Raw genomic sequence first — 23294 nt, forward strand, 5'->3', positions numbered from 1 at the left:
TTTTATTGCTTTTAGATAATATTTTCCATGATTGATGGATCTGCATCCCCACGATAGTCGCGCATCATTTTTCGATAAGCAATTATAAATGCTACGCTTGATAGAGGAACTATCACAAAAGAATTTACCATGCTTAAACCAGTTGAGATTACTGCATATCCTCGATAGCTGAAATACAAATACAACGAACCAAATAAAGCAAAAAATGCTAATAGTAAAACTATTCTTATAAAATTACCTCTGGTAGTTGCCAAACTTAAACGGATTGCTTTAAAAGGTTTCACTCCTTTATCCAAGATAAAAAATGGAAAAAAAGCAATTCTCAAAAACATGCTAAAAGCTAATACAAAAGTTATGAAATAAACGATTTGCACCATTACCTCTACAGATATCAAATAAATCAACGGGAAAAAGATTACCGAAATTAAAAGGTAGGTTATAAATGCGCCTACAAGTATCGAAACGACACAAGCAAAAAAGTAAATAAGCTCTTTCAGCTCGGGAATACTGTCGCGCCACCGAATATCCTCTTGATCACGATCAAGGACTTGAAAAATATGCTTAAACAGGGCTAACTGAAGTCCGAAATAGACAACCAAGAAGAGCAATGCCATAAACACACTCAAAACAATACTAATGCTATTCAGATACATTGCCAATATTCCTGAGACATTGGAAACAACGAATAGTAAAAAACAAATGCCGGCAATCGCAAAATAACGTTTTTTTAAAACATCCCAAGCGTCGCTTATAACATCGTTAATTACGAAAGTGCTTTCTTTTAGGTATTCAATCATGAATTTACTTGGAAAATTTGTTTACAAAGATAGAAAAATAGGAGACAACAAAAATTAGTTTAAACAATAATACCTTACCTTTATCAATATATTTTTAGAACATTTTTAAAATTCTATTGTTTTAAGTACATGAGCAAATTTTCAGAGATAATCAATGCTGACAAGCCCGTATTAGTGGATTTTTCCGCCGAATGGTGTGGTCCTTGCAAAATGATGAAACCGATTTTAGACGATGTCAAAAAAACAGTAGGCGATCGGGCAACCATCCTCAAAGTAGACATCGATAAAAATCCGGCTGTGGCCAGATCTTATAATATCCAAGGGGTACCAACTATTATTATTTTCAAGAAAGGCGAGTTAAAATGGCGGCAAAGTGGTGTCCGAACAGCAAATGAACTTAGCACTGAACTCTTAAAACTTAGCTAACAAAATGAATATAAGATTTTTAAATTCAATAGGTCTAATAGCACTAATATTCTTGATAAGCAGTTGTTCTACTTTCAAAAAAGCTCCAGAGGTCACAGTTGTAAGTACTGCTCCTCCGGCCAACAAGATTGAGAATACGACAACAACAAATTCTAGCGGGCAAATTCAAACGATAGCTCCTGAACAATTCAATAAACTTCTAGTATTGGATGATATACAACTAGTTGATGTTCGAACAGCTGAAGAATTTCAAACCGGTCATATTAAGGATGCTCTAAACATTGATTATAACAAGGACGATTTCAAATCAAAGGTAAGCAGTCTTGACAAAAGTAAACCTGTATTGGTTTACTGCAGATCAGGTAAACGAAGCTCTGGTGCTGCTGAAATAATGAAAGAATTGGGTTTCACTAAAATCGTCGAACTTGATGGAGGGATGATCTCTTGGGAAGCAGCTAATTTACCAACAAGCCAAGAATAATTTCCAAATCAACAAATTAAGGTGTAAATTCGCCCACTCAAAATTATCCGGAGAGGTGTCTGAGTGGTCGAAAGAGCAAGCCTGGAAAGTTTGTATACTCGCAAGGGTATCCTGGGTTCGAATCCCAGTCTCTCCGCAGAATACAAATGCAATTATCTAGAAAACGGATAGTTGCATTTGTATTTTTATGAAAGGTAGCAATTATTGAAAATAATAGTCAATAGGAAAATAGTTATCTTTGTAATGCCTTGATGCTATAAGGCAAAATTCAAAACCCGTATCATTAATTTGGTAGGGGTTTCATAACCTTTCAATTATGAAAAAAATATTTACTTTACTTATCGTTTCGGTATTTATTACCTCATGTGGTGTCATGCAGTTGAATTATAAGGCAACCACCTATTCAATTGACTATTCTATGTATACTAAAGATGATTTCTTTATTACAGAATCTGAATCTGTTGGATTTGAATATGTACCGGTGGCATCCGTTGGTTCTAGTATCGAAACAGGGTATTTAAGTTCTAAGGATGGTGGTAAAAATGAAAAAATCTATGCAACCGCAGAAGATGCATTAGCTTATCTTGTAGTACAGTCTCAAAGACTTGGTGCAAATGCCCTTATTGGATTGAAAATAATAAATACTTCTGTAAATCAATTATTTCCGTCATATTCAGCTAGTGGCATGGCTGTGAAAAAATAGCAGTATTTCATCAAAACAGCCTTCTAATCCTTAATAATTTAGGTTATTTCAAAGGTGTGGCCATCCTTTACGCATACAAACCTCGGTAAATATTCTCTCCCTTTCGGGTGTAAAATACTTTTGTAGGTTGGTCATCTACACCAACTTCAAAGATAGTAAGCTTTGAATAATAGCATCATAGGTAGCGGCAATATTAGGATCTATGTGTCTTTGTGCCGGGTATGGTTTAGTTAACCTTTCAGGGTAACACAATAACCAACAATCAAAAAATCCGCTTTCCTCTTTTCCGTAATATACTTGGTCGAAGTTAAATATAATGGGTAGCAATTTAGTTGATATTTAGACTTAGTTTGTGTTTGTTATATTTTGTAAAAAGTGGCCTAAAGATATTAAAAACGCAATATCACTAACCTACGCTTAACCCTAATATCAAAGGTTCAAGAACCAGTCTCTCCGCTGAACTAAGAGCGACTTTTCAAGTCGCTCTTTCTTTTTAAAGGCACTTTCGTTGGTTTCATATTACCTTTTCTCTATACTGATTTGACACAATGATCACTTTTCATCCAGTTTTCCTTCCCTACTCTAGCTCATAGATAAGTTGAACAACACCCGATTTAAAGATATTGGTTTTAATCAACCTCAACCCTATTCGTTCTTTTAAATTTTCAAATAAAGGCTTCCCACTTCCTAAAGCTATTGGATGTACAGATATTCTAAATAAGTCAATAAGACCTAAATTGATAAACGTCTTGATAAGACTCGCTCCACCATATAACCAAATGTCCTTTCCTCCCTGCTTTTTAATTTCCGTCACCTTATTTGCTATGTCAGATTTAATGAATATAGCTCTCTCATCTTGCCTGTTCTGACTTGAAAAAACAAATTTTTCCTTTGAATGTACTTCCTTCCATAACATTTGCTCAGGTATACTCGCATTGATGTCTGGTTGATAATTACCCCAGATATCATAACTCACTCTTCCGTAAAATATGGTGTCTATACTTGAAATAAAACCATCAAAATCCATATCATCATCCATTATGCACCAATCAATTTCTCCATTCGGACCTTCAATAAAACCATCTAAGCTTACAGCCAAATCTAAAATTACTTTTTTCACTTCTTCCAATTAGTTTACCTTCGAAAATACTAAAAAGACTGAATCTGCACTTATCACAAAAGAAAAAAGCTGAAGTTCCTACGGCAGTCGACAATGCATAAACAGCTTTCCATGCTTCTGATTGTGTCTTTTCAATGTTTACTCTGCTCTTATCTCGCTTTTTCAAAATATTCCAAACTTAGCACTCATCATATTGTTAAAAATTAAAAACACTATGCCAAAATACATTAAAGTCAAAGAAGAAGAAGTTGGAATTGGGGATAAACTGTTTGTACTACTAGACCCTATAACACAACATTTCGAACCCGTCATCATACTTGCTCCTTATGCGGATAGCAAAACCTTTCATGTAGAATACGTAAATGTTGATGCTGAAGACACCGATTTCCCGATATCAAATCTTTGGAAAGAAGATATTCTGATTCTAGATTAGAAACCAAAGATATGTAGTCAAATCAAATTTTCAGAAACGGGTTTCCCCGTTTCCTACTTATTTATAAAAATCAATCTTTAAAAATTTCCTGTAAGGTTGTAGCCAAATACAGCTTACAGTTCATCCAATCATGTCCGCCAGGAACAATATAACTCTTTAGATGAATTCCCTTTTCCTCAAACATAGCTATATTCTTCTTCACACTTTCGTACAGAAAATCATCTGTACCAACACTGATCGTAAACAGCTTTAACTGCTTGTTGATTTTGTCCGCATCGGGAGAATAATTCGAAAAGTTCTTTTGAAATTCTTCGGTAGCTGTATATGGAGCGTAAGAACTTATGTAGGCAAATTTGTCGGTATTGGTTAATCCAATATTAAGTGTTTGCCCTCCTCCAACAGAGAATCCTGCAATAGCTCTATGCTCGCTATCTGTCAGCACCGGGTAGTTTGATTCCACAAAAGGAATAACATCGTTCATGACATCTTTGGTAAAATCGGGCATTGGAGCAGGCCGTACATTTCCATAAGGCATCACAATAATCATTGGAACTGCTTTGCCTTGAGCAATCAGGTTATCTGCAATTAAATTAGCACGCCCTACTTTGGTCCATGTTTCTTCAGTATCCGATCCTCCATGAATTAAGTAAAGAACAGGATATTTCTTTGCCTCGCTTGGATTAAAGCCCGGCGGAGTATACACCAACAACTGACGGGTTGTTCCCAGTGTTTCTGATTGATAATAACGATAGCTGATTTTCCCATGCGGAACATTTTGTAAAGAATGAACTAAAGGCGTGTCTCCTGGAATATCAACAATACTACGTTTAAATCGTTCATTAGCAAAAATGTATGTGTTATTCGGATCAGCCAGCTGTATACCATCTACCTCAAAAAAATATGGGTAAATATCTGGCTTAACCGGATCAGTTGTAATGCTCCAAACACCAGAAGCATCTTTGGTCATTTCCAAAGGAGTCTTCAGGAATTCTCCATGTAATAACACCTTTTGAGCTGTATTCGAATAATATTTAAATGTAACCGTGTTATTTTTATGTACTTCAGGCGAACTGATAGATGGTGGTCGCTGCGCAAAGGAGGTAACTGATCCCCAAAATAATAGGATTATAATAATGTAGTATTTCATGATTATGTGTTTGTTTATTTAAAAAGCAATTGAGTAGTTTCTGTCAAATAGGTCCTAACGTTCATCCATGTATGACCTCCCCCTGTAATTAAGCTTTCATAATTGATTTTTTTTGACTTCAGGTAGTTCAAGAATGAAGCAACATCATTGTACAGAAAATCTTCGTTTCCTACACTTACCCACAGGAGGTTTAATTGTTTATTAGTACTTTCCGGATTAGAAACAATGGATGCATATGTGCTTTCCATTTCATCAGAAGGCAAATTGGCGCTATAAGCACAAATCCAAGAAAATTTATCAAGATTCCAAAATGCCGTACGTAAAGTTTGTCCGCCACCTCGAGAAAAACCACCAATTGCACGATTATCTCTGTCTGGAATAGTACGATAGGCTTTGTCAACGAAAGGAATCACATTCTTTGTCAGATCCTGTTCAAATCGACGCATGCGAGTAATTGCATCCGGGCTGTCTCTTACCGGGTCTGCAGGCTTAGCACCACCTTTCTGCTCAGCTATTCTTGCTTCGATGTTGCCATATGGCATAACAACGATCATAGGTTTTGCTTTTCCTTCTGCAATTAGGTTATCTAAAATGAAGTTGACATTCCCAACCTTAAAAAATGCTTCTTCTGTATCTGTTGTCCCGCTTATTAAATAAAAAACCGGGTATTTTTCAGAAGAATTTTTATCATAACCTGGAGGTGTGTAAACCAATACAGTGCCGGTTGTACCTTCCACAGAAGTATAATATTCGTAATTCACAGAACCATGAGGTACATCACGAACTGCACTTATCAATGGCGTAAAACCAGGAACATCTAATAAACTTGATTTAAATCGTTCATTAGGGAAAAAGTATTCATTGGCCGGATCCATTACTCTTACTCCATCTACCACAAAATTATAGGAATAAATATCTGGTATTACAGGCCCAACGGTAACACGCCAGGTGCCAATGCTATCTTTTATCATCGGAACGTCTGAAGCTCCAAATCCACCACCTGCAAGCTTTACTTCTTTTGCCGATGGCGCCAGGTAGCTAAATGCAACTTTCTTATCAGACAATACCCGAGGCGACATTACAAACGGGCCTGTTGGAGGTTGGGCCTTCACAAAAAGGAAAAGGCAAAGTGTCAGACAGGTAAAAAATAGTCTGAGAACAGTTGTTCTGTACATACTGTGTTTCATAAAATTCTGATTTTGATTATTTGACTATAGGTTTATTGCTATTAAATTACATTCATGAAAGTTTGATCTGTGATAATATCTCAATGGAAGAATACCATTGCAATAGAGAAAGAATAGTATAGGTTAGGTCTTTTTTCATATATCGGTTATTGTATGCAATATATAAAACATAGCCATTATTTAAAAAATAATTACCTTTAAGCCCAATAATCACCAATTAACCAACAAATACACATGAAACAACGTCGTGATTTTATAAAGAATCTCAGTGCTCTAGCATTAGGATCGGTATTTTTACCTTCGTTAGCAGAAGCATCTATTAAAGGCAGCAGCTTAGGCAAAGTAAAGGATATAGGCATACAGCTGTATACTGTCCGTAAAGAAATGTTAACTGATCCGACTGGAACTTTAAAGCAATTAGCTGCACTCGGTATAAAAGAAATTGAGTCAGCAAGTGATCCAGCTAAAGGAGCTTACTATGGTCTGCAACCGAAGGAAATGAAACAAATTTGTAAAGACTTGGGAATGACCTTGCGTAGTGGCCATGTATCACTTAATGGGCAATGGCAACAAACAATGGATAATGCAGCTGAATCCGGACAAGAATATCTGATTGTTTCATCATTACCTAGCCGCGGTCAAACAGTTGATAATTACAAGAAAATATCAGAAATGTTTAATAAAGCCGGGGAAGAATGTGAAAAACTGAATATCAAATTCGGCTATCACAATCATGGAGAGGAGTTTCAGGAAGAAAACGGACAAATACTTTTTGATGTACTTTTGAACAATACAGACCCTAAGCTCGTACACATGGAAATGGATATTGGCTGGGTGGTTGCCGCAGGTAAAGATCCGATTCAATATTTTAAGAACTTTAGCGGTCGATTCCCACTATGGCATTTAAAAGACATGAATGGTAACACCAGTACTGAATTCGGCAAAGGATCTTTAGATGTAGTCAACCTATTAAAAAACCGTAAACTATCTGGATTAAAATACTTCTTCGTAGAGCAAGAAGAATATACCAGTACTCCTATGGAGAGTATGAAACAAAATATGGAATATCTGCATAATTTAGATATATAATAAGCTTCATATTTCAAATCAACAATTAACCATTTAACATATAATAAATTCATGAAGCGTATTTTACACTTTACATTAAAGAGTGCATTTTTTTTAGTTTTAATTATTTTTGGATGTAAAACATCCCAAGACTCCCTAGAAAAACCTGACGACAACAGGTTTACCAAAGTAATACTGGCTCAAAGGCTAGAAGAACCCATGCAGTTTCAAGTTTTGAAAGATGGCAGGGTTATCATTGCAGAACGCAAAGGCAAGTTAAAAGTTTACGACCCGGCTTCCGGTGATGTAAAGGTTATTGCCAATTTTCCGGTAAGCACCAAATATGTAAGCAAAGAAGGCGAAGTTACTGAAGGTGAGGATGGATTACAGGGAGTTATATTAGATCCGGATTTTGAAGAGAACAATTGGATATACGTATATTATTCTCCTGCCGGAGACCCTCCAAAAAACACATTAGAAAGATATGAATGGCTTGGAGACGAACTTATATTAAGTTCCAAAAAAGTAGTTTTGGATGTACCTACTCAACGTGAGGAATGTTGTCATGTGGGCGGAGGTTTATTGTTCGATAAAGATAAAAACCTTTATCTTAGTACAGGTGATAACACGTTCTCCAGAGCTTCAGACGGCTTTTCTCCTCTTGATGAACGTCCGGGAATGTCTGCCGAAGATTCACAAAAAGGTTCTAGTAACACCAATGACCTGAGAGGAAAAATATTAAGAATTCATCCTGAAGCCGACGGTACTTATACGATCCCAGAAGGCAACTTATTTCCTGAAGGAACACCTAAAACAAGACCCGAAATATATACAATGGGAAATCGCAATCCATGGCGACTAACCATTGACAGCAAAACTGGCTGGTTGTATTGGGGAGAAGTAGGTCCAGATGGGTCACAAGACGACTATGAGAAAAGAGGACCTCAATCTTATGATGAATTTAACCGTGCAAAAGAACCGGGTAACTATGGCTGGCCATATTTTGTAGGGAATAACAGAGCCTATAACGAATATGACTTTGAGACCAAAGAATCTGGAGAATTCTATGATCCTGCCAAGCCAATTAACAACTCACCAAACAATACAGGAATGCTCGAACTTCCTCCAGCTATTCCCGCTCTTATAGAATACTCAAAATCAGAAAGCGAAGAATATCCTTTACTAGGAAGCGGAGGAAACAGCGCAGTGGGAGGTCCAATCTATCACAGATCAGACTTCGACAATCCCGAACGTCCTTTCCCTGCCTATTATGAAGGCAAATGGTTTATCACTGATTTTGCTCGTGGATGGATCAATTTAGTAGAACTCGACGAACAAGGAGATGTTAAATCAATGGAAAGCTTCCTTCCTGATGTAAAGTTATTAGGTCCATTAGATATGAAATTTGGCCCTGAAGGTGATCTATATGTAATAGAGTACGGTCAAGGTTATTTCAAGGATAATCCGGAAGCGCAATTGGTAAGAATCGAATATAATGGAGGCAATAGAAAACCTCAGGTTGAATCTTCTGCTTCTAAGGTTGCGGGTGCCGTTCCCCTAAAGGTCATTCTTTTTTCTGAAGGAACCCACGATTTTGATGCAGGTGATGTGTTAACTTATGAGTGGAAGATCACCAAGGATAACGCAGTTTTCAGCACATCGGAAGAAGCCAATCCAGAAGTAACATTCGATGCTCCGGGTATCTATGTTGCAACCCTTACCGTAAAAGACCAAGACGGCGCAAGCAATAGTAGTTCAGTAGAAATCAAAGTTGGAAATGAGCCACCGGTTGTAAAATTAAATGTTACCTCCGGAAACAGCCAGTTTTTCTTTCCCGGTAAGTCGATAAATTATGAAGTAGATGTAACGGATAAAGAAGATGGTAGTTTATCCGATAAGAATATATTGCCTGCACAGATATCAGTTAGCGGAAATTACTTCGCTGAAGGCTTTAATCCAACCGTACTAGCACAGAAGCAGTTAAGTGTAGATGCATCAGCACAATATGCCGGTGCTATTTCATTGATCAACAACAGTGACTGTAAAGCCTGTCACTCGGTCAACGAAACTTTACTCGGCCCTGCATTCGTTCAAGTTGCTAAAAAATATAAAGATGATCCTGAAGGACCAGCACATCTAGCTTCAGTAATTACAAAAGGTGGTGCGGGTGTATGGGGACACGCCAGCATGCCGGCACACCCTAATATGGCGGATGCTGATTTACAATCAATTATAAAATATATACTTAGCCTGGCATATCCTCCACGCGTTGCAAAAACACTTCCGGCAAAAGGATCTTATACTACGGTTGTTCCTGCAGGTGAAAATGGAACTGGTAGCTTTATTATACGTGCTGCTTATACAGATCGTGGAACAAGTACAGCACCGGCACAGTTCTCTGAAGATATTCTTGTCTTACGCAGTCCGTTCCTTTCGTTCAGACAAGCGAATCAAATTAAGAATACAGAGCTTAATGCGGATAGCACTCGGGCAACTGTAAAAGAAGGTTCAGAATTAAAATTTGACCAAATAGACTTAACAGGAATAAGTCAAATAGAACTTATTTCTTCAAGATCAGGAGGACAACAGTCTACTAACCCTGAGACTCAGGGAACGATTGAAATATACGATGGCTCTCCAACCGGAAAGCTGCTTGGTAAATTTTCTGGCGTATATGCAGGAAAAGAAAGCCTAAAAATCCCAGTAAGCTCCAAAGCAGGCCTAACTGACCTATACATTGTTTTTAAAGGTGATACTCTGCGTTTAGTCGGAGTCAAACTAAATTAGTTCAATCATTCTATCAAACCAAAAGGGATCGTAATTGATCCCTTTTGGCTTTAATTAATATAACATGCGATCTAAAGAAATTTTTATCCTATCTCTTCTTGTTTTTATTGCTGGATATAGCAAAGCTCAAACAATAAATATTCCAATCGAAACGAAAAGCAACGCTTTAGTTTTACAAGTAAATTCCAACAAAGGCTTAAATATTATTCACTTTGGTGAAAAACTGGGTGACCCTAAAGAGTATGCTCAAATACCATCTACTTATAAGCAAGCAGAAGACTATACAGGAGTGTTAAATTCAGCTTATACACCCTCTGGTTCACGAAATTTAATGGAACCTGCAATATCGGTTACACATGCAGATGGCAACAACTCACTTGACCTTAAATATGTTAGTCATAACATATTTAAGATTGATGAGAATGTTACCCTTACAAGCATTCTATTAAAGGATCCGGCTTACAACTTTGAAGTTACTTTACACTATAAAACTTATTATAAAGAAGATGTAACGGAACAATGGAGTGTAATAAAGCATCATGAAAAAGGGAATGTTATCTTAAACAAGTTTGCATCAGCTAATTTGTACGTGAAGGCTGATAGCTATTGGCTTAAACAATTTCATGGTGATTGGGCCAGAGAAATGCAGCCTGAAGAAGCAAAACTAACCCATGGTATCAAAACATTGGATACAAAACTGGGCACCAGAGCCAATATATTTCAGCCATCTGTATTTATGGTTTCATTGGATAAAATTGCAACCGAAGATGAAGGAAAAGTTCTTTATGGCTCATTAGAGTGGAGTGGAAATTTTCGCATTGACCTTGAACTGGATAATCAGAATAATTTAAGAATCATAGCCGGTATCAATAACTACGCATCTGCTTATACACTAAAGCCCAATGAAGAATTCACAACTCCCCCATTTTTATATACTTTTTCTGATAAAGGGAAAGGAGATGCAAGTAGAAAACTTCAGAGCTGGGCAAGGGATTATAAAATATTGGATGGAAATGGTACAAGATTAACCTTATTAAACAATTGGGAGGCTACCTACTTTGATTTTAATGAAAACAAGCTATTTGAATTAATAAAGGATACTAAAAAGCTCGGCGTAGACCTCTTTTTATTAGATGATGGCTGGTTTGCTAATAAATATCCTAGAAATGCTGATAATACAGGCCTAGGAGATTGGGAAGCGAATAAAACAAAATTGCCTAATGGCATATCCTCCCTAGTAAGAGAAGCCAAAAACAACGATGTGAAATTTGGTATATGGATCGAACCCGAAATGGTAAGTCCTAAAAGCGAATTATACGAAAAGCATCCTGAGTGGGTAATTAAACAACCTGAAAGAGAGGAATATTATTATCGAAATCAACTGGTGTTGGATCTTAGTAATCCAGAGGTACAAGACTTTGTATATGGCATTGTAGATGATTTATTTACTGAAAATCCTGACTTAGCTTATATCAAATGGGATTGCAATGCAGTTATTTACAATGCACATTCTTCTTATTTAAAGAATCAATCTCATTTTTATATTGAGTATGTACGCGGCTTATATAAAGTACTGGAAAGAATCAGAGCGAAGTATCCAACGGTTCCAATCATGCTATGTTCCGGAGGTGGAGGAAGAGTAGATTATGGAGCTCTGCAATATTTCACTGAATTCTGGTTAAGCGATAATACAGACCCATTAGAACGTATTTTCATGCAATGGGAGTATTCTTATTTCTACCCGGCGATTGTTTCAGCTAACCATGTAACCGATTGGGGAAAACAGCCTATAAAGTTTCGTACCGATGTTGCCATGATGGGTAAATTAGGTTTTGATATTGTAGTAAGCGAGTTGGAGGAAAAAGAACTTGCCTTCTGCCAAGCTGCTATAAAATTATATGACGGTTTAAAATCAACTATCTGGCATGGTGATCAGTACCGTTTAGCAAATCCTACCGAGGGTCAGGTTGCATCTATGCTTTACATTGATGAAAGTAAAAGCAATGGAGTCATCTTTAACTATCTGGTTGGAAACAGATACGGAGATAACAGTAAATTACCCATCCGTTTAAAAGGACTTGATGCTAATAAGAAATATAGTATCAAAGAAGTAAATCTATATCCGGGAACATCTTCAAGTATTGATTCTGAGAAAATCTATTCTGGAGAATTCTTAATGAAGATTGGTTTTAATCCGGATGTAAATGCAAGAAGAACAAGTGTAGTTTTACAATTGAGCGAAGTTGAATAATAATCTCTTTCTATCAATCTTTTTTATATTATTGTATATACCATAAAACCAAACAATTATGAAAAGATCAGTAATTATTGCATTCTTAACTCTATGCACGGTTTCCTTTGCGCTGGCACAAGAAGGGCAAGTTTTTGAAACACGCACAGTAAAAAGTGAAATTCTTAAAATGGATCGCAAATATGCAATCTATTTACCACCCGGTTATGATCAAAGCGATCGTAGCTATCCTGTTCTGTATCTCCTTCATGGCAGCGGGGACAACCATACAGGCTGGGTGCAATTCGGACAAGTTCAAAATATTGCTGACAAAGCAATTAATGAAGGCAGTGCTGGCCCCATGATTATTGTAATGCCAGATGCCGATACCGGAACCAGAGGTTATTTTAATGTTATTGACGGCAGCTATAACTATGAGGATTTCTTCTTTAAGGAACTAATTCCACACATCGAAAAAACATACCGTGTGCGCAGCGAAAAACGTTACCGTGCTGTAGCAGGTTTATCGATGGGTGGCGGAGGTACCATTTTCTACGCACTACATCAACCAGACATGTTTGCTGCTGCTGCACCCTTAAGTGCAGCAACCGGTAGCTGGAATATTGATCAGCTTAAATCAAGGTATAAAGATGCATCTACTAGTCCGACGGAAAAACAATTCGAAGATTACTTTAACCGTCACAGCATAGAAAGCATTATTAGTAATTCGTCAGAAGATAACTTAAAGAAAATTAAAGGAATACGTTGGTATATAAGCTGCGGCGACGATGATTTTCTTTATGAAGGAAACAGCGATATGCATGTCCTATTTCGCAAAAACGAAATTCCACATGAATACAGAGTTAAAGACGGTGGCCATACCTGGACATACTGGCGACACGAACTACCTTTAGTCCTGGAATTTGTATCAAAATCATTTATGCAATTCTAAAACAAGAATCCCTAACAAATTATTATTAATACAATTTGTTAGGGATTCTTGTAAATTATATTTGTCTGTTACTATACTCCTTCAGCAATCGCTTTCATCTTAGCTAAACCGGTTTGTGCAACCAATAATGCATCCTGTTGATAATAACTTTCGTTGAAAACTTCCAGCGATATAATTACTGGCTTATCAGGATTTTTAATCGCCTGCAAAGCTTGGCGAATCGGTGCAACACCATCTCCTGTATAAATACGATCTGGTTCAGATATTTTAGCAGGAACAATGCCTGATGGATAATCATTAACATGAAAGATATCAATAGCTCCCCTACCTACAAATGGCAAGCTGTCAAAACTTGAGCCCCCTTTATAAATATGAAAAATATCCAATAAAGCACTCGCGTCTTTATGTCCGCTTTCTGCAACCACGTAAAGCACCTGACTAATTTTCTTCAAATTAGGTGACGCACCCCACATCTCAAGCACAGGTTTCACACCAGTTTGCTCCCCCAATTCAAGAATATTAATATATCTTTCAGTAATAACATTCAAATCAATTAATGCAGCGTTAGCACTATTGGCACCCGATGGTGGAGCAGCAATTCGCTTACAACCTATCCCTGCTAATTGCTCCATTTCTGCCTGCAATTGCTTAAGTCCTGCTTTACGAACAGCCTCATCATCAACAATCCATCTGGCAAAACCAATTGCATTCTCTATTTCAAGACCTAAATCATCGATAATTCTTTTAGCTTCTTTTACCGAGCCTCCTCCTTTTAGATATGTTTGAAAGGAATCTATCCATATTTCAACTGAACCAAAACCTGCTTTCGAGGCAACTTCCAACTCTTTCACAAAACCTAATTTCTGTCCACGAATAGTACTCATATTGAGCGCATACTTAAAACTAGGATTTGCTTGTGTTGAACTTTCTTTTGCAGAAGCTGGTAATCTTAACAGCGAAGCTCCTGCCGTTAAACCCAATGTTTTTAATACCTGTCGGCGGTTTAATGAAAAGTCGGTCATATTGGTTAATCTCTTATTTGTAATCCTTTTGTCGTAAAAATACAATTATTAATTACAGAGAAGCAATACTAAGTTCCAGAATTCTTAAAAAGATGATTAAGGTAAATAACGATCTGTCGTTTTTACGGTATTTTCATTTTGAGTATCCATTTCTGCATTTTGAACAAGAGCATTCCCCGTACCTGAAAACAGCAAAGCCAAATACAGAATTATTATCTCTATCGCCTTTAAAATATACTTAATTGGAGTAAAATCTGAGAACATATCGGTATAATTGATTACCAAACATAATCTCATCTATCTAATATATAAACACTTAATCGTTATATCAGCTCATTTAGTCGGTAAATAACAGGTTTTTGTCGGCTAACGAATTCATAGGCAACAATTATCTGCCCATCCATCCACCATCAACCGTCATTACAGTACCATGCATATAATTTGAAGCGTTTGAAGACAGAAAAACCACTGGCCCTTTAAAATCATCCGGATTACCCCAGCGACCTGCAGGAATACGCTCCATAATAGAACGACTACGATTTTCATCTTTGCGCAAAGCAGCTGTATTATCAGTGGCAATATAACCCGGTGCAATTGCATTTACATTTACACCTTTTGCAGCCCATTCATTTGAAAAAGCTTTTGTAAGCTGACCGATAGCTCCCTTGCTGGCTGCATAGCCGGGTACAGTTATTCCGCCCTGAAAAGTAAGCAGCGACGCAGTAAAAACCACTTTACCACTTCCACGTTTAAGCATTTCCTTTCCGATTTCTCTGGTAAGAATAAACGGAGCAGTTTGATTTACTGCAACAACCTCATCCCAATATTCATCCGGATGTTCAGCAATTGGCTTCCTCAAAATCGTGCCGGCATTATTAATAAGGATATCAATAACAGGATGATCTTTTTTCACCTGTTCAACAAACTGATTCACTGCATTCCGGCCACTAAAGTCACATTGGTAGGCATAGAATTGCCGACCCATTGCTTTAACAGAAAGCTCTACATCACTATCTCTTAACTCCAGACTGGCAGAAACACCGATAATATCAGCACCAGCTTCCGCTAAAGCTTCTGCCATAGCCTTTCCAATTCCTCTTTTACAACCCGTAACCAAGGCTATTTTTCCCTTTAAACTAAATAAATCTAATACTGACATAATTTATTGAATTGTAACTTTAAGTGGCTCTTTCAACTTCTGATTAAACAAATCTACGTATTTAAACCACTGCTTAGCAGAAGTACCCGCCGAAGCATCGTTTGCTTTGCTCCATACAGAACCATTATAATATACCAAAGGCACATTGCTCTTAACAGATGCATGTGTTAGTAAATGAATTTTATCTGAATCCATTTTCACGGATCCATGCGGATAAATTGTAGCAACGCCCGTAATACCATCTGCACCATGTTCCGGTTCCCAATAACTCATTATTCCCTGCTGCTCATCCATCATCACAATACCGGGTTCACTTCTCTTTACAATGCCGATCACTACAGGCAAATCCTCACCATCATTATAGCTGTAAACAACCTCGATTTTATTAAAGCGAGAACCTGCATCTAGCGATATAGTTTTTACTATACTTACAGATTTTCCAGCAACATCCCATGCATCGTACCCTAACTGAAAACTTGTGCGCAAGGGTCCGTTATCCAACACTTTCCAATGGTGGTAATTCTTAGAATAATAAACAGAATCCATCACAAAAGGTGCAATATCACCAGCGCCTAAGGTCAATCCTACGCTATAATAATCCATCCCATCACCATGATCTTTATGGTAATCGGCTGTTTTGTACCAATCATTAATAACCAGTTTGTTGCTTCTTTTAACCCAAACGTCAATTCCAAAAGCATTGTCGGGTCTCGTTTCCAGAGCCTTTCCATACATCCGATAAGCTACCTTATCATTCTCCCAGGCAAAATCATCATAACGCTCAGGAACATAGCGGCCGTAAGTTTTACTAACTACAGTTTCGGGTTTATTTGCTACGATCGAAAGCTGAATACTTGCCTTGGCTACCACATTCACCTGCAGCAATAAATTCTGAATAGCTTTCTGTCCTGCATGCTCCAACTGAAAAGGAACCTCCTGCTTGCTTGCTGCATCTACAACTTTAAAATTTGCTGTATCAATAGAAGGGTATTTATTTAGAATGGAAGCCCAGCTAATAGCCACTACTTCATCTGCCCTTGCTATATCCAACGAATTACTTATGGTTATGTTTATTGCGTTTGTTTGTGCAGAAAGCATTAGTGCCGTTCCAAAAAGCAATGACAAAAGAATCAATATCTTTTTCATCTTATGCTTTTCAATTATTTAATATCATTAATAGCACAATGATCCATATCGCCATAGTCTAAATTCTCTCCCGCCATTCCCCATATAAAAGTATAATTACTGGTCCCCGCACCTGAATGTATTGACCATTCCGGAGAAATTACTGCCTGTTCATTCTGCATCCAGATATGACGCGTTTCCTGTGTTTCACCCATAAAATGGCAAACACTCTGACCTTCAGGCACCTCGAAATAAAAGTAAACTTCCATTCTTCGATCATGGGTATGTACAGGCATGGTATTCCAGACACTTCCAGTTTTTAATTCCGTCATTCCCATTTGAAGCTGACAGGTTTGAAGGACACTATTAACCAATAACTTATTGATTACCCGATGATTGGCAGTTTCCAAACTTCCCATCTCAACAACTTCTGCATCTGCCGCTGTTACTTTTTTAGTAGGATAAGCATGATGAGCCGGAGTCGAATTAATATAAAACTTAGCCGGCTTACCTTTATCAGCCGAAGAGAAACTAACCCCTTTTGATCCTCTACCGATATAAAGTGCCTCCTTAAACTGAAGTTCATAAGCAGTTCCATCAACCGTTACTGTACCTTTATCTCCAACATTAATAATTCCCATCTCTCTTCTTTCCAAAAAGTAAGAAGCCTTTAAATAATCAGGATTGGAAAGTTGCAGAGTCTCACTTGTCGGCATCGCCCCACCTGCTATGTATCGATCGTAATGAGTTAAAGTAAGGTGAATATGATCGGCCTCGAATATTTTACTAATTAAAAAGTTCTTTCGCAATTTCTCAGTGTCCATTAACTTGGTTTCACCAGGACTAAATGCATATCGTTTCTCAAAATGTTCTTGCATGATTTAATTTTAATCGATTTGTAATAAAAACAGAATTATAAATACCAATCCTTATAACGATGTAAGGCCTCCAGAAAATAATAATCGCCATAGGTAAGGGGAACATCCACCTCTGAATTCTGATGTAAAAACCCTACTCCGTGTTTTAACAGAAAGCCACCATTTTCTCCAAGTTTCGAACGGTAAGCATCTGAGGCCAAAGTTCTGATAGCCTTTTCTGAAGCATCTAAATACTTTTTACTCGCTGTTTTATCAGTATACTGAGCTAATTCCAATAAGGCAGAAGCCATAATTGCACCAGCAGAAGCATCACGATAGGTATTTGGAATCTCCGGAGCATCATAATCCCAATAAGGAATCATATCAGCAGGCATATTGGTATCGTTTAACATAAAGTTCGCAATGTGTATTGCCTGATCCAAGTATTGTTTATCTTTTGTAAAACGATACATCATAGTAAAACCATATAATCCCCAAGCCTGTCCGCGGCTCCATGCAGATTCATCTGCAAATCCCTGCCAGTTCACTTTTTTCAATACCTCCCCTGTCTCCATATTATAATCAAGAACATGATAAGCACTGAAATCCGGTCTGTAATGATTCTTTATCGTCGAGTTAGCATGATTAACTGCAATCTCCTTATATTTCTTATCACCTCCATGATCACTCACCCAACTTAGCAATTCTAAGTTCATCATGTTATCGATAATTACAGGACCAGCCCACATATCATTTGAATTCCATGACTGAATTACCTGCGCACCTGGATGATACCGTGTTGAAAGAGAAGCAGCAGAGGCTTCTATAATATCTTTATATGCCGGATCATGCAGAAGCCTGTATGCATTTCCAAAGCTGCAATACATCATAAAGCCGAGATCGTGCGTACCTTTATTATTCTTCTCCTTTTCAAGAATAGTAAGCCTCCTCTTTGCTTCATCTAGTATTTCAGCATCTTGCGTATATTCATAAATGTAGAGCAGAGAACCGGGAAAAAAACCACTGCACCACCATGCTGTATTACTGGTCACCACCTCTCCTGTTGTCGCATTCAAGGTTTTAGGCATCACATCGGCCGGAACATTTTTAGCCAATATCTTATACTGCTGATCAGCAAACTTAAATTGTTGATCAATTAATTCACCCATCTTCTGATCCTTTGCCTGGGCTTTCAGCATTCCGCTATTGATTAATAAAAAGCATAGCGCAGTCAATAGTTTAACTTTCATATTGGTTAATTTAATATATAGTGGATGATCTAATATTGTAAATTTAAAGTATTACGATAACAATACTAGAAAAATATTTTAATCCCTGTTTAATGTAAGGATTAATAAGAATCTACGACTAACTGTATAAATATAATCATTGGAAGAAGAATTTTTAAAATCGATTAATTTCTAGCTATCCATCATTTTGCACTAAAACTTGTGGAAGCCGCTTTGTGAAAGTAAATAATCCGCTAACCCATTCGAACCCTTCCTGACAGTTTCCTTTTATTTCGTTAGAAAAAACAAATAAATAAAAGGTAAAGGCTTAAAGAATCGCTTAAAACTCAATTTAGTCAAACAGGGACCAAACAGGGGTCAAACAGGGACCAAACAGGGGCAAAACTCGTATATTACCCCTGTTTGGTCCCTGTCTGGTCCCTGTTTAATTCTTGTATATTTCCTATTTAGTATAAATTTGCCTAAAGCTTTTTCCATTTCAAATCTAGAGAAGAAAACACCATCTTTCACCTCAAATGAATAATGAATCCTTAAATTTGAAAGGATAACTGATACGGATGAATAATTTAGAAAAGAAAGATTTTGATGCTATAGTGGTTGGATCTGGGCCAAACGGCTTGGCTGCTGCAATAACTTTGCAACGGGCTGGCTTATCCGCTTTGCTGATTGAAGGAAAGGATACAATTGGCGGTGGAATGGGTTCTGCTGAACTGACTTTACCGGGCTTTATTCATGATGTATGCTCAGCTATTCATCCGATGGCAGCGGCTTCGCCTTTTTTCAAATCACTCCCCTTAGAATCGCATGGTTTGGAACTTATTTACCCTGAAATAGCTGCTGCTCACCCTTTCGATAATGGGAAAGCAGCTTTCCTTACTAAGTCGATAGAGGAAACAGCATCCGCTTTAGGAAAAGATAAAGAGACCTATTTAAAGCTGATGAAACCGATAGTTAACTATTGGCCCAAGATAGATAAAGATGTTTTGGGGCCTGCACTCCGAATTCCAGATGCACCTATTCCCATGGCTCAATTTGGTTTAAAGGCATTAACATCTGCTTTAATGCTTGCCAAACGCTTTAAGACCCAAGAAGCAAGAGGTTTATGGGCTGGGATGGCTGCACATTCTATTCAACCCTTATCCAACCTAACGACATCGGCTATTGGCTTGGTATTAATGGCTGCCGGACATCTGGGTGGGTGGCCAATCCCAAAAGGTGGATCCATAAAAATTGCTAATGCTATGGCTTCCTATTTCACCTCTCTTGGGGGAAAGATAGAAACCGGAACTTATATAAAATCCCTCAAGCAATTACCCTCTTCTCATGCCGTTTTGCTGGATGTTACGCCCAAACAATTACTTGAAATAGCCGGACATAAATTCTCATCAATTTACAAATGGCAATTGGAAAAATACCGCTATGGAATGGGTGTATTTAAAGTAGATTGGGCCTTAGATGAAGCAATACCATTTACAGCAGATGTAGCAAGGCGGGCAACAACGGTTCATATTGGCAATACAATAGAGGAAATTGCGGCTGGCGAACAGACATCCTCAAAAGGTAAAATTGTAGAAAAACCTTTTGTATTGTTAGCTCAACAAAGCTTATTTGATGAAAGCAGGGCACCAGCCGGAAAGCATACTGCCTGGGCATATTGTCATGTACCCAATGGCTCTACAACGGATATGACCGACCGGATTGAAAAACAGATAGAACGCTTTGCACCAGGCTTTAGAGATCGGATTTTAGCGAAGCATAGCTTTAACCCGGCTCAAATGGAAAACTACAATCCAAATTATATCGGAGGGGATATTAATGGTGGAATCATTGATATCGGACAATTGTTTACTCGTCCGGTTATTAGTGCTTCTCCTTATAGAACTTCTGCCAAAGGAATCTATATCTGTTCTTCTTCCACACCTCCGGGCGGAGGCGTCCATGGTATGTGTGGATATCACGCTGCAAAAAGGGCTCTTAAAGATATCTTTAAATTAAAAGCGAACACCCCTTTATAAAGAATGTTCGCTTTTAATTTATCTCGAAACTTATGATACTTATTGACTCCTAAGATATTTATATCTCGTACTTGAGAATTTCCCTTGGGTTACAGATGGAAAGCTAGTACCAGAACCGGATTTCCCTCCTGCTGTATTCTCGCCACTCTTTTTTAAATTGCTCATAGAAACAGCTGCAAATAAACTTCCCTTTCTAAAATGGAGACCTTGAACTCTTTCGTATCGCTTTCCCGCAGCGTCTTCAAAAACCAATGCAAACTCGATATTCTTTTTTAATTCATCCAGTCTGGTGGTTGAAGAGAATTTATTCTGACTAATCGGTAACCACACTGAGAAATTGTATTTAAAGCTATGTGTACTTCCTTCTGAAATAGTTACCGGCTGATCCGTATCCTCTTCAGTTAAATTAAAAACTCGTTTATCTTTCAGTAAAATATGCTGTATGCGAACAGAATAAGCTGTATGCATCGATTTATTTTCGATTGCAATAACGAGTTTAAAATCATAACGCTTACAATTTCCTTTGGTTTCGGGGGGTGCCCACATGCCATAAATTTCACAAGATGACAGTAATTTAGGCCTAACGTTAGTCTGAAAGCTTAGTTGCCTAACTATATCCATTAGCTTTGTAGTTATTGATTCCCTCTTCATAACTACATAACCAACAAACCGGGAAAAAAGTTTAGAATTTTTATTGAAAATTGTAAACAGCATTCAATATTAAGTAATGGTGCTAACTAATATCCTATCCGCTTTAAACCATCTTTTGCTTTGGATTCAATGCTATTCTCATATTCATGATTTTTCATAGCGACAGCCTGCTTATAATAACTAGCTGCCTGGCTTTTAAAATTTAACTTTTCATAAATACCCCCGATATGCAAGGCTGCATTAGCTGCGTAATAATAAGTTGCCTTTTTCCCTATCTCAACTGCACGCTGGTAATTTGCAATAGCGAATGAAACCTTATCGGATTCATCGTAAATTCTACCCAACCTATAATAGAATTCAATCCGATCTCTTTGCAGTTTAAAATCACTCTCCTTTTTCTTGCTTAACTGAACCAATGCTTTACTATAATAACCGCCGTCGAAATATAAGCGAGCCTTCAAAAGGCTTAAATTTGGTGCAGCTTCATTTGCTTCCTTAAGCGCTTGTTTATCCTTCTCATCGTATAAATCCCCTTTACTCTTTACTTCCTTCAAATAGGAAGTATACGTATTATTATCTCCTTTTAAATAATAATAATAAGCAAGTTTAAGGTAGGCATCTTTCACATAGTTTATTCCATTATATTCTTTTAGAAAATTAGAAAGATATGTATTTGCATCGGGATCCATACGATGAAGTTTTGCATTTCCTAACAAATAGTCTAAAGCGGGAAATTTAATGTAATCAGCACCTACAGGGCGCTTTTGCAGGTACGCAATTGCCTGATCATTACGTCCACTTTTAGCCGACACATAACCCTGTAAATATGTTTTTAGTAAGCTTGAATCATTTAAAGTAGCAATATGGCCCATTATCTTATTGTAATTGGATTTGTTTTGCACCAGATCCGTCTCAATATAACATAAGAAGAAAACCACTTCATCTTTATAAAAAGCATACGAAGATTTAGGTAAGGTTATAGCTAGATTTTCCAAGGTCCTAATTCCACTACTTGCATTTCCTTTAATGCCTATAGTGGAGAATATTCCTTTCAGATTTGACGGAATTGAGCCAAAAATTACATCTATTAATCCTGAACTCTTTTTATTAGGCAAGAATGTTGTAAATTTCGTCTGATTTGATGATAAGAGTTTATCTGCCTTTTTGATAGTCAGGCCTGCAGAAAGGTATTCCTGGAACCGACTTTCCAGCATTCCCCATTGAAGGTTAACTTCTGCTTGACTAAATAAATAATAAGGAGAATCTTTATCCAGTTTCTCCAAGGCATTTAGTCGGCTTGATTTTGATCCTTTAAGTCTTTCATAGTCGGCTTTATTTTCTGAAGTTAATATTGTGAAATAATCAACATAGTTATCCAAAAGGATAGTTATCCCATTATCGGGATTACTCAATTTCTCTTGTGCTATTAGATCTCGTGCATCATTTAAACGAAGATCAAATATTGCCTGATAGGCTTGCTTGCATCGAGCGTTAAAGTCAAAATTGGCACTTGCTTGAAATTCAATGCCCAAGAGTATTATTAAAATAAAAGCTTTCCTTATCATTATTCGTGTGAATAGTTTTTTAGCCAACTACTAAGCAAAAAACATGCGGTTTTTTCAAAATATCAATTAATTCTTTAAAAGTATTTCATTGAGACTACTCCACCCTTCAGGAATTTTGCAGCAGTTCCCTATTCACAACAAACTATGTTATTGAATTTCATTAAGTTACGCAGCCCTTAAAAAAAGAAAGGCAACTAACTAATTAAGTTAATTGCCCTTTATGAGTGCGGAAAGCGAGGGATTCGAACCCCCGGACCTTTGACAGTCAACGGTTTTCAAGACCGCCGCATTCGACCACTCTGCCAGCTTTCCGGAGGCA

21 protein-coding genes and 2 tRNA genes are annotated in these 23294 nt (G+C 37.4%); 10 read left to right on the forward strand and 13 right to left on the reverse strand.

Translation table 11 applies throughout. From position 1 onward, the window contains the following. Positions 1–11 precede the first annotated feature (11 nt). Complete coding sequence (locus VL047_RS10765; RefSeq protein ID WP_325360453.1) at positions 12–797, reverse strand: beta-carotene 15,15'-monooxygenase; 786 nt, start codon at positions 795–797, stop codon at positions 12–14. A gap of 129 nt (positions 798–926) precedes the next feature. On the opposite strand from VL047_RS10765, the gene trxA reads away from it, so the two are divergent. The 4 genes from trxA to VL047_RS10785 all read left to right on the forward strand — a co-directional run bounded on the left by trxA (position 927) and on the right by VL047_RS10785 (position 2407). Next, positions 927–1223 carry a thioredoxin gene (gene trxA, locus VL047_RS10770; protein WP_325360455.1) on the forward strand — a complete coding sequence of 99 codons (297 nt, stop codon included), beginning with the start codon at positions 927–929 and terminating at the stop codon, positions 1221–1223. A 4-nt stretch (positions 1224–1227) separates the two neighbouring features. Further along, on the forward strand, positions 1228–1704 hold the full coding sequence (locus VL047_RS10775) for a rhodanese-like domain-containing protein (RefSeq protein ID WP_325360457.1): 477 nt from the start codon (positions 1228–1230) through the stop codon (positions 1702–1704). A 49-nt stretch (positions 1705–1753) separates the two neighbouring features. Next, positions 1754–1840 (forward strand) — tRNA-Ser (locus tag VL047_RS10780). A gap of 180 nt (positions 1841–2020) precedes the next feature. Continuing rightward, positions 2021–2407, forward strand: a complete 387-nt coding sequence (locus tag VL047_RS10785) for a hypothetical protein (RefSeq protein WP_325360459.1) — start codon at positions 2021–2023, stop codon at positions 2405–2407. A gap of 577 nt (positions 2408–2984) precedes the next feature. On the opposite strand, the gene VL047_RS10790 is transcribed toward VL047_RS10785, so the two are convergent. Continuing rightward, positions 2985–3527: a dihydrofolate reductase family protein gene (locus VL047_RS10790; RefSeq protein ID WP_325360461.1), complete on the reverse strand. Its 543-nt coding sequence runs from the start codon at positions 3525–3527 to the stop codon at positions 2985–2987. 214 nt (positions 3528–3741) lie between these two features. Between VL047_RS10790 and VL047_RS10795 the strand changes: the two genes are divergently transcribed. Further along, positions 3742–3960, forward strand: coding sequence for a hypothetical protein (locus tag VL047_RS10795; protein ID WP_325360463.1), 219 nt, complete (start codon positions 3742–3744; stop codon positions 3958–3960). A 70-nt stretch (positions 3961–4030) separates the two neighbouring features. Here VL047_RS10795 and VL047_RS10800 read toward each other — a convergent pair whose 3' ends face one another. Together VL047_RS10800 and VL047_RS10805 are read right to left on the reverse strand one after the other, a co-directional pair. After that, on the reverse strand, positions 4031–5107 hold the full coding sequence (locus VL047_RS10800) for an esterase (RefSeq protein ID WP_325360465.1): 1077 nt from the start codon (positions 5105–5107) through the stop codon (positions 4031–4033). A gap of 14 nt (positions 5108–5121) precedes the next feature. Then, positions 5122–6294 (reverse strand): alpha/beta hydrolase-fold protein, encoded by a 1173-nt coding sequence (locus VL047_RS10805; RefSeq protein ID WP_325360467.1) that lies wholly within the window; start codon positions 6292–6294, stop codon positions 5122–5124. A gap of 234 nt (positions 6295–6528) precedes the next feature. Here VL047_RS10805 and VL047_RS10810 point away from each other — a divergent pair, with 234 nt between their 5' ends. From VL047_RS10810 to VL047_RS10825, 4 genes are all read left to right on the forward strand, one after another. Continuing rightward, entirely contained in the window at positions 6529–7383 is an 855-nt protein-coding gene (locus VL047_RS10810; protein ID WP_325360469.1) for a sugar phosphate isomerase/epimerase, read from the forward strand. A 51-nt stretch (positions 7384–7434) separates the two neighbouring features. Continuing rightward, positions 7435–10149: a PQQ-dependent sugar dehydrogenase gene (locus VL047_RS10815; protein ID WP_325360470.1), complete on the forward strand. Its 2715-nt coding sequence runs from the start codon at positions 7435–7437 to the stop codon at positions 10147–10149. 64 nt (positions 10150–10213) lie between these two features. Further along, complete coding sequence (locus tag VL047_RS10820) at positions 10214–12400, forward strand: alpha-galactosidase (protein ID WP_325360471.1); 2187 nt, start codon at positions 10214–10216, stop codon at positions 12398–12400. Between the two features lie 58 nt (positions 12401–12458). Next, positions 12459–13331 carry an alpha/beta hydrolase gene (locus VL047_RS10825; protein ID WP_325360473.1) on the forward strand — a complete coding sequence of 291 codons (873 nt, stop codon included), beginning with the start codon at positions 12459–12461 and terminating at the stop codon, positions 13329–13331. A 71-nt stretch (positions 13332–13402) separates the two neighbouring features. Here the strand turns inward: VL047_RS10825 and VL047_RS10830 are convergent, their stop codons facing one another. The 6 genes from VL047_RS10830 to VL047_RS10855 form a co-directional block, all read right to left on the reverse strand. Beyond that, on the reverse strand, positions 13403–14353 hold the full coding sequence (locus VL047_RS10830) for a sugar phosphate isomerase/epimerase family protein (RefSeq protein WP_325360475.1): 951 nt from the start codon (positions 14351–14353) through the stop codon (positions 13403–13405). A gap of 96 nt (positions 14354–14449) precedes the next feature. Beyond that, the gene (locus tag VL047_RS10835; protein ID WP_325360477.1) at positions 14450–14617 is read right to left on the reverse strand and encodes a hypothetical protein; all 168 of its coding nucleotides are present in this window, start codon (positions 14615–14617) and stop codon (positions 14450–14452) included. A gap of 124 nt (positions 14618–14741) precedes the next feature. Continuing rightward, on the reverse strand, positions 14742–15512 hold the full coding sequence (locus tag VL047_RS10840; protein ID WP_325360479.1) for an SDR family NAD(P)-dependent oxidoreductase: 771 nt from the start codon (positions 15510–15512) through the stop codon (positions 14742–14744). A gap of 3 nt (positions 15513–15515) precedes the next feature. After that, a complete protein-coding gene (locus VL047_RS10845; RefSeq protein WP_325360481.1) occupies positions 15516–16658 on the reverse strand; it encodes a DUF4861 family protein in 1143 nt (380 codons plus the stop codon). A 14-nt stretch (positions 16659–16672) separates the two neighbouring features. Further along, complete coding sequence (kduI, locus tag VL047_RS10850; protein WP_325360483.1) at positions 16673–17515, reverse strand: 5-dehydro-4-deoxy-D-glucuronate isomerase; 843 nt, start codon at positions 17513–17515, stop codon at positions 16673–16675. Positions 17516–17550: 35 nt separating this feature from the next. After that, a complete protein-coding gene (locus VL047_RS10855) occupies positions 17551–18744 on the reverse strand; it encodes a glycoside hydrolase family 88 protein (protein WP_325360485.1) in 1194 nt (397 codons plus the stop codon). Positions 18745–19301: 557 nt separating this feature from the next. On the opposite strand from VL047_RS10855, the gene VL047_RS10860 reads away from it, so the two are divergent. Further along, the gene (locus tag VL047_RS10860) at positions 19302–20759 is read left to right on the forward strand and encodes an NAD(P)/FAD-dependent oxidoreductase (protein WP_325360487.1); all 1458 of its coding nucleotides are present in this window, start codon (positions 19302–19304) and stop codon (positions 20757–20759) included. Between the two features lie 39 nt (positions 20760–20798). Here the strand turns inward: VL047_RS10860 and VL047_RS10865 are convergent, their stop codons facing one another. From VL047_RS10865 to VL047_RS10875, 3 genes are all read right to left on the reverse strand, one after another. After that, complete coding sequence (locus VL047_RS10865; RefSeq protein WP_325360489.1) at positions 20799–21380, reverse strand: hypothetical protein; 582 nt, start codon at positions 21378–21380, stop codon at positions 20799–20801. 116 nt (positions 21381–21496) lie between these two features. Further along, positions 21497–22975, reverse strand: coding sequence for a tetratricopeptide repeat protein (locus tag VL047_RS10870; protein WP_325360491.1), 1479 nt, complete (start codon positions 22973–22975; stop codon positions 21497–21499). A gap of 227 nt (positions 22976–23202) precedes the next feature. Next, a tRNA-Ser gene (locus tag VL047_RS10875) sits at positions 23203–23287 on the reverse strand. Positions 23288–23294: the final 7 nt, after the last annotated feature.

It is taken from the genome of Albibacterium sp. (genome assembly GCF_035514885.1).
In the GTDB taxonomy this organism is placed as follows: domain Bacteria; phylum Bacteroidota; class Bacteroidia; order Sphingobacteriales; family Sphingobacteriaceae; genus Albibacterium.

Excerpts from the sequence above, each read along its gene's own strand:
- VL047_RS10765 (WP_325360453.1), bottom strand. The coding sequence starts at position 797 with ATGATTGAATACCTAAAAGAAAGCACTTTCGTAATTAACGATGTTATA.
- trxA (WP_325360455.1), top strand. The coding sequence starts at position 927 with ATGAGCAAATTTTCAGAGATAATCAATGCTGACAAGCCCGTATTAGTG.
- VL047_RS10775 (WP_325360457.1), top strand. The coding sequence starts at position 1,228 with ATGAATATAAGATTTTTAAATTCAATAGGTCTAATAGCACTAATATTC.
- VL047_RS10785 (WP_325360459.1), top strand. The coding sequence starts at position 2,021 with ATGAAAAAAATATTTACTTTACTTATCGTTTCGGTATTTATTACCTCA.
- VL047_RS10795 (WP_325360463.1), top strand. The coding sequence starts at position 3,742 with ATGCCAAAATACATTAAAGTCAAAGAAGAAGAAGTTGGAATTGGGGAT.
- VL047_RS10800 (WP_325360465.1), bottom strand. The coding sequence starts at position 5,107 with ATGAAATACTACATTATTATAATCCTATTATTTTGGGGATCAGTTACC.
- VL047_RS10805 (WP_325360467.1), bottom strand. The coding sequence starts at position 6,294 with ATGAAACACAGTATGTACAGAACAACTGTTCTCAGACTATTTTTTACC.
- VL047_RS10810 (WP_325360469.1), top strand. The coding sequence starts at position 6,529 with ATGAAACAACGTCGTGATTTTATAAAGAATCTCAGTGCTCTAGCATTA.
- VL047_RS10815 (WP_325360470.1), top strand. The coding sequence starts at position 7,435 with ATGAAGCGTATTTTACACTTTACATTAAAGAGTGCATTTTTTTTAGTT.
- VL047_RS10820 (WP_325360471.1), top strand. The coding sequence starts at position 10,214 with ATGCGATCTAAAGAAATTTTTATCCTATCTCTTCTTGTTTTTATTGCT.
- VL047_RS10825 (WP_325360473.1), top strand. The coding sequence starts at position 12,459 with ATGAAAAGATCAGTAATTATTGCATTCTTAACTCTATGCACGGTTTCC.
- VL047_RS10830 (WP_325360475.1), bottom strand. The coding sequence starts at position 14,353 with ATGACCGACTTTTCATTAAACCGCCGACAGGTATTAAAAACATTGGGT.
- VL047_RS10835 (WP_325360477.1), bottom strand. The coding sequence starts at position 14,617 with ATGTTCTCAGATTTTACTCCAATTAAGTATATTTTAAAGGCGATAGAG.
- VL047_RS10840 (WP_325360479.1), bottom strand. The coding sequence starts at position 15,512 with ATGTCAGTATTAGATTTATTTAGTTTAAAGGGAAAAATAGCCTTGGTT.
- VL047_RS10845 (WP_325360481.1), bottom strand. The coding sequence starts at position 16,658 with ATGAAAAAGATATTGATTCTTTTGTCATTGCTTTTTGGAACGGCACTA.
- kduI (WP_325360483.1), bottom strand. The coding sequence starts at position 17,515 with ATGCAAGAACATTTTGAGAAACGATATGCATTTAGTCCTGGTGAAACC.
- VL047_RS10855 (WP_325360485.1), bottom strand. The coding sequence starts at position 18,744 with ATGAAAGTTAAACTATTGACTGCGCTATGCTTTTTATTAATCAATAGC.
- VL047_RS10860 (WP_325360487.1), top strand. The coding sequence starts at position 19,302 with ATGAATAATTTAGAAAAGAAAGATTTTGATGCTATAGTGGTTGGATCT.
- VL047_RS10865 (WP_325360489.1), bottom strand. The coding sequence starts at position 21,380 with ATGGATATAGTTAGGCAACTAAGCTTTCAGACTAACGTTAGGCCTAAA.
- VL047_RS10870 (WP_325360491.1), bottom strand. The coding sequence starts at position 22,975 with ATGATAAGGAAAGCTTTTATTTTAATAATACTCTTGGGCATTGAATTT.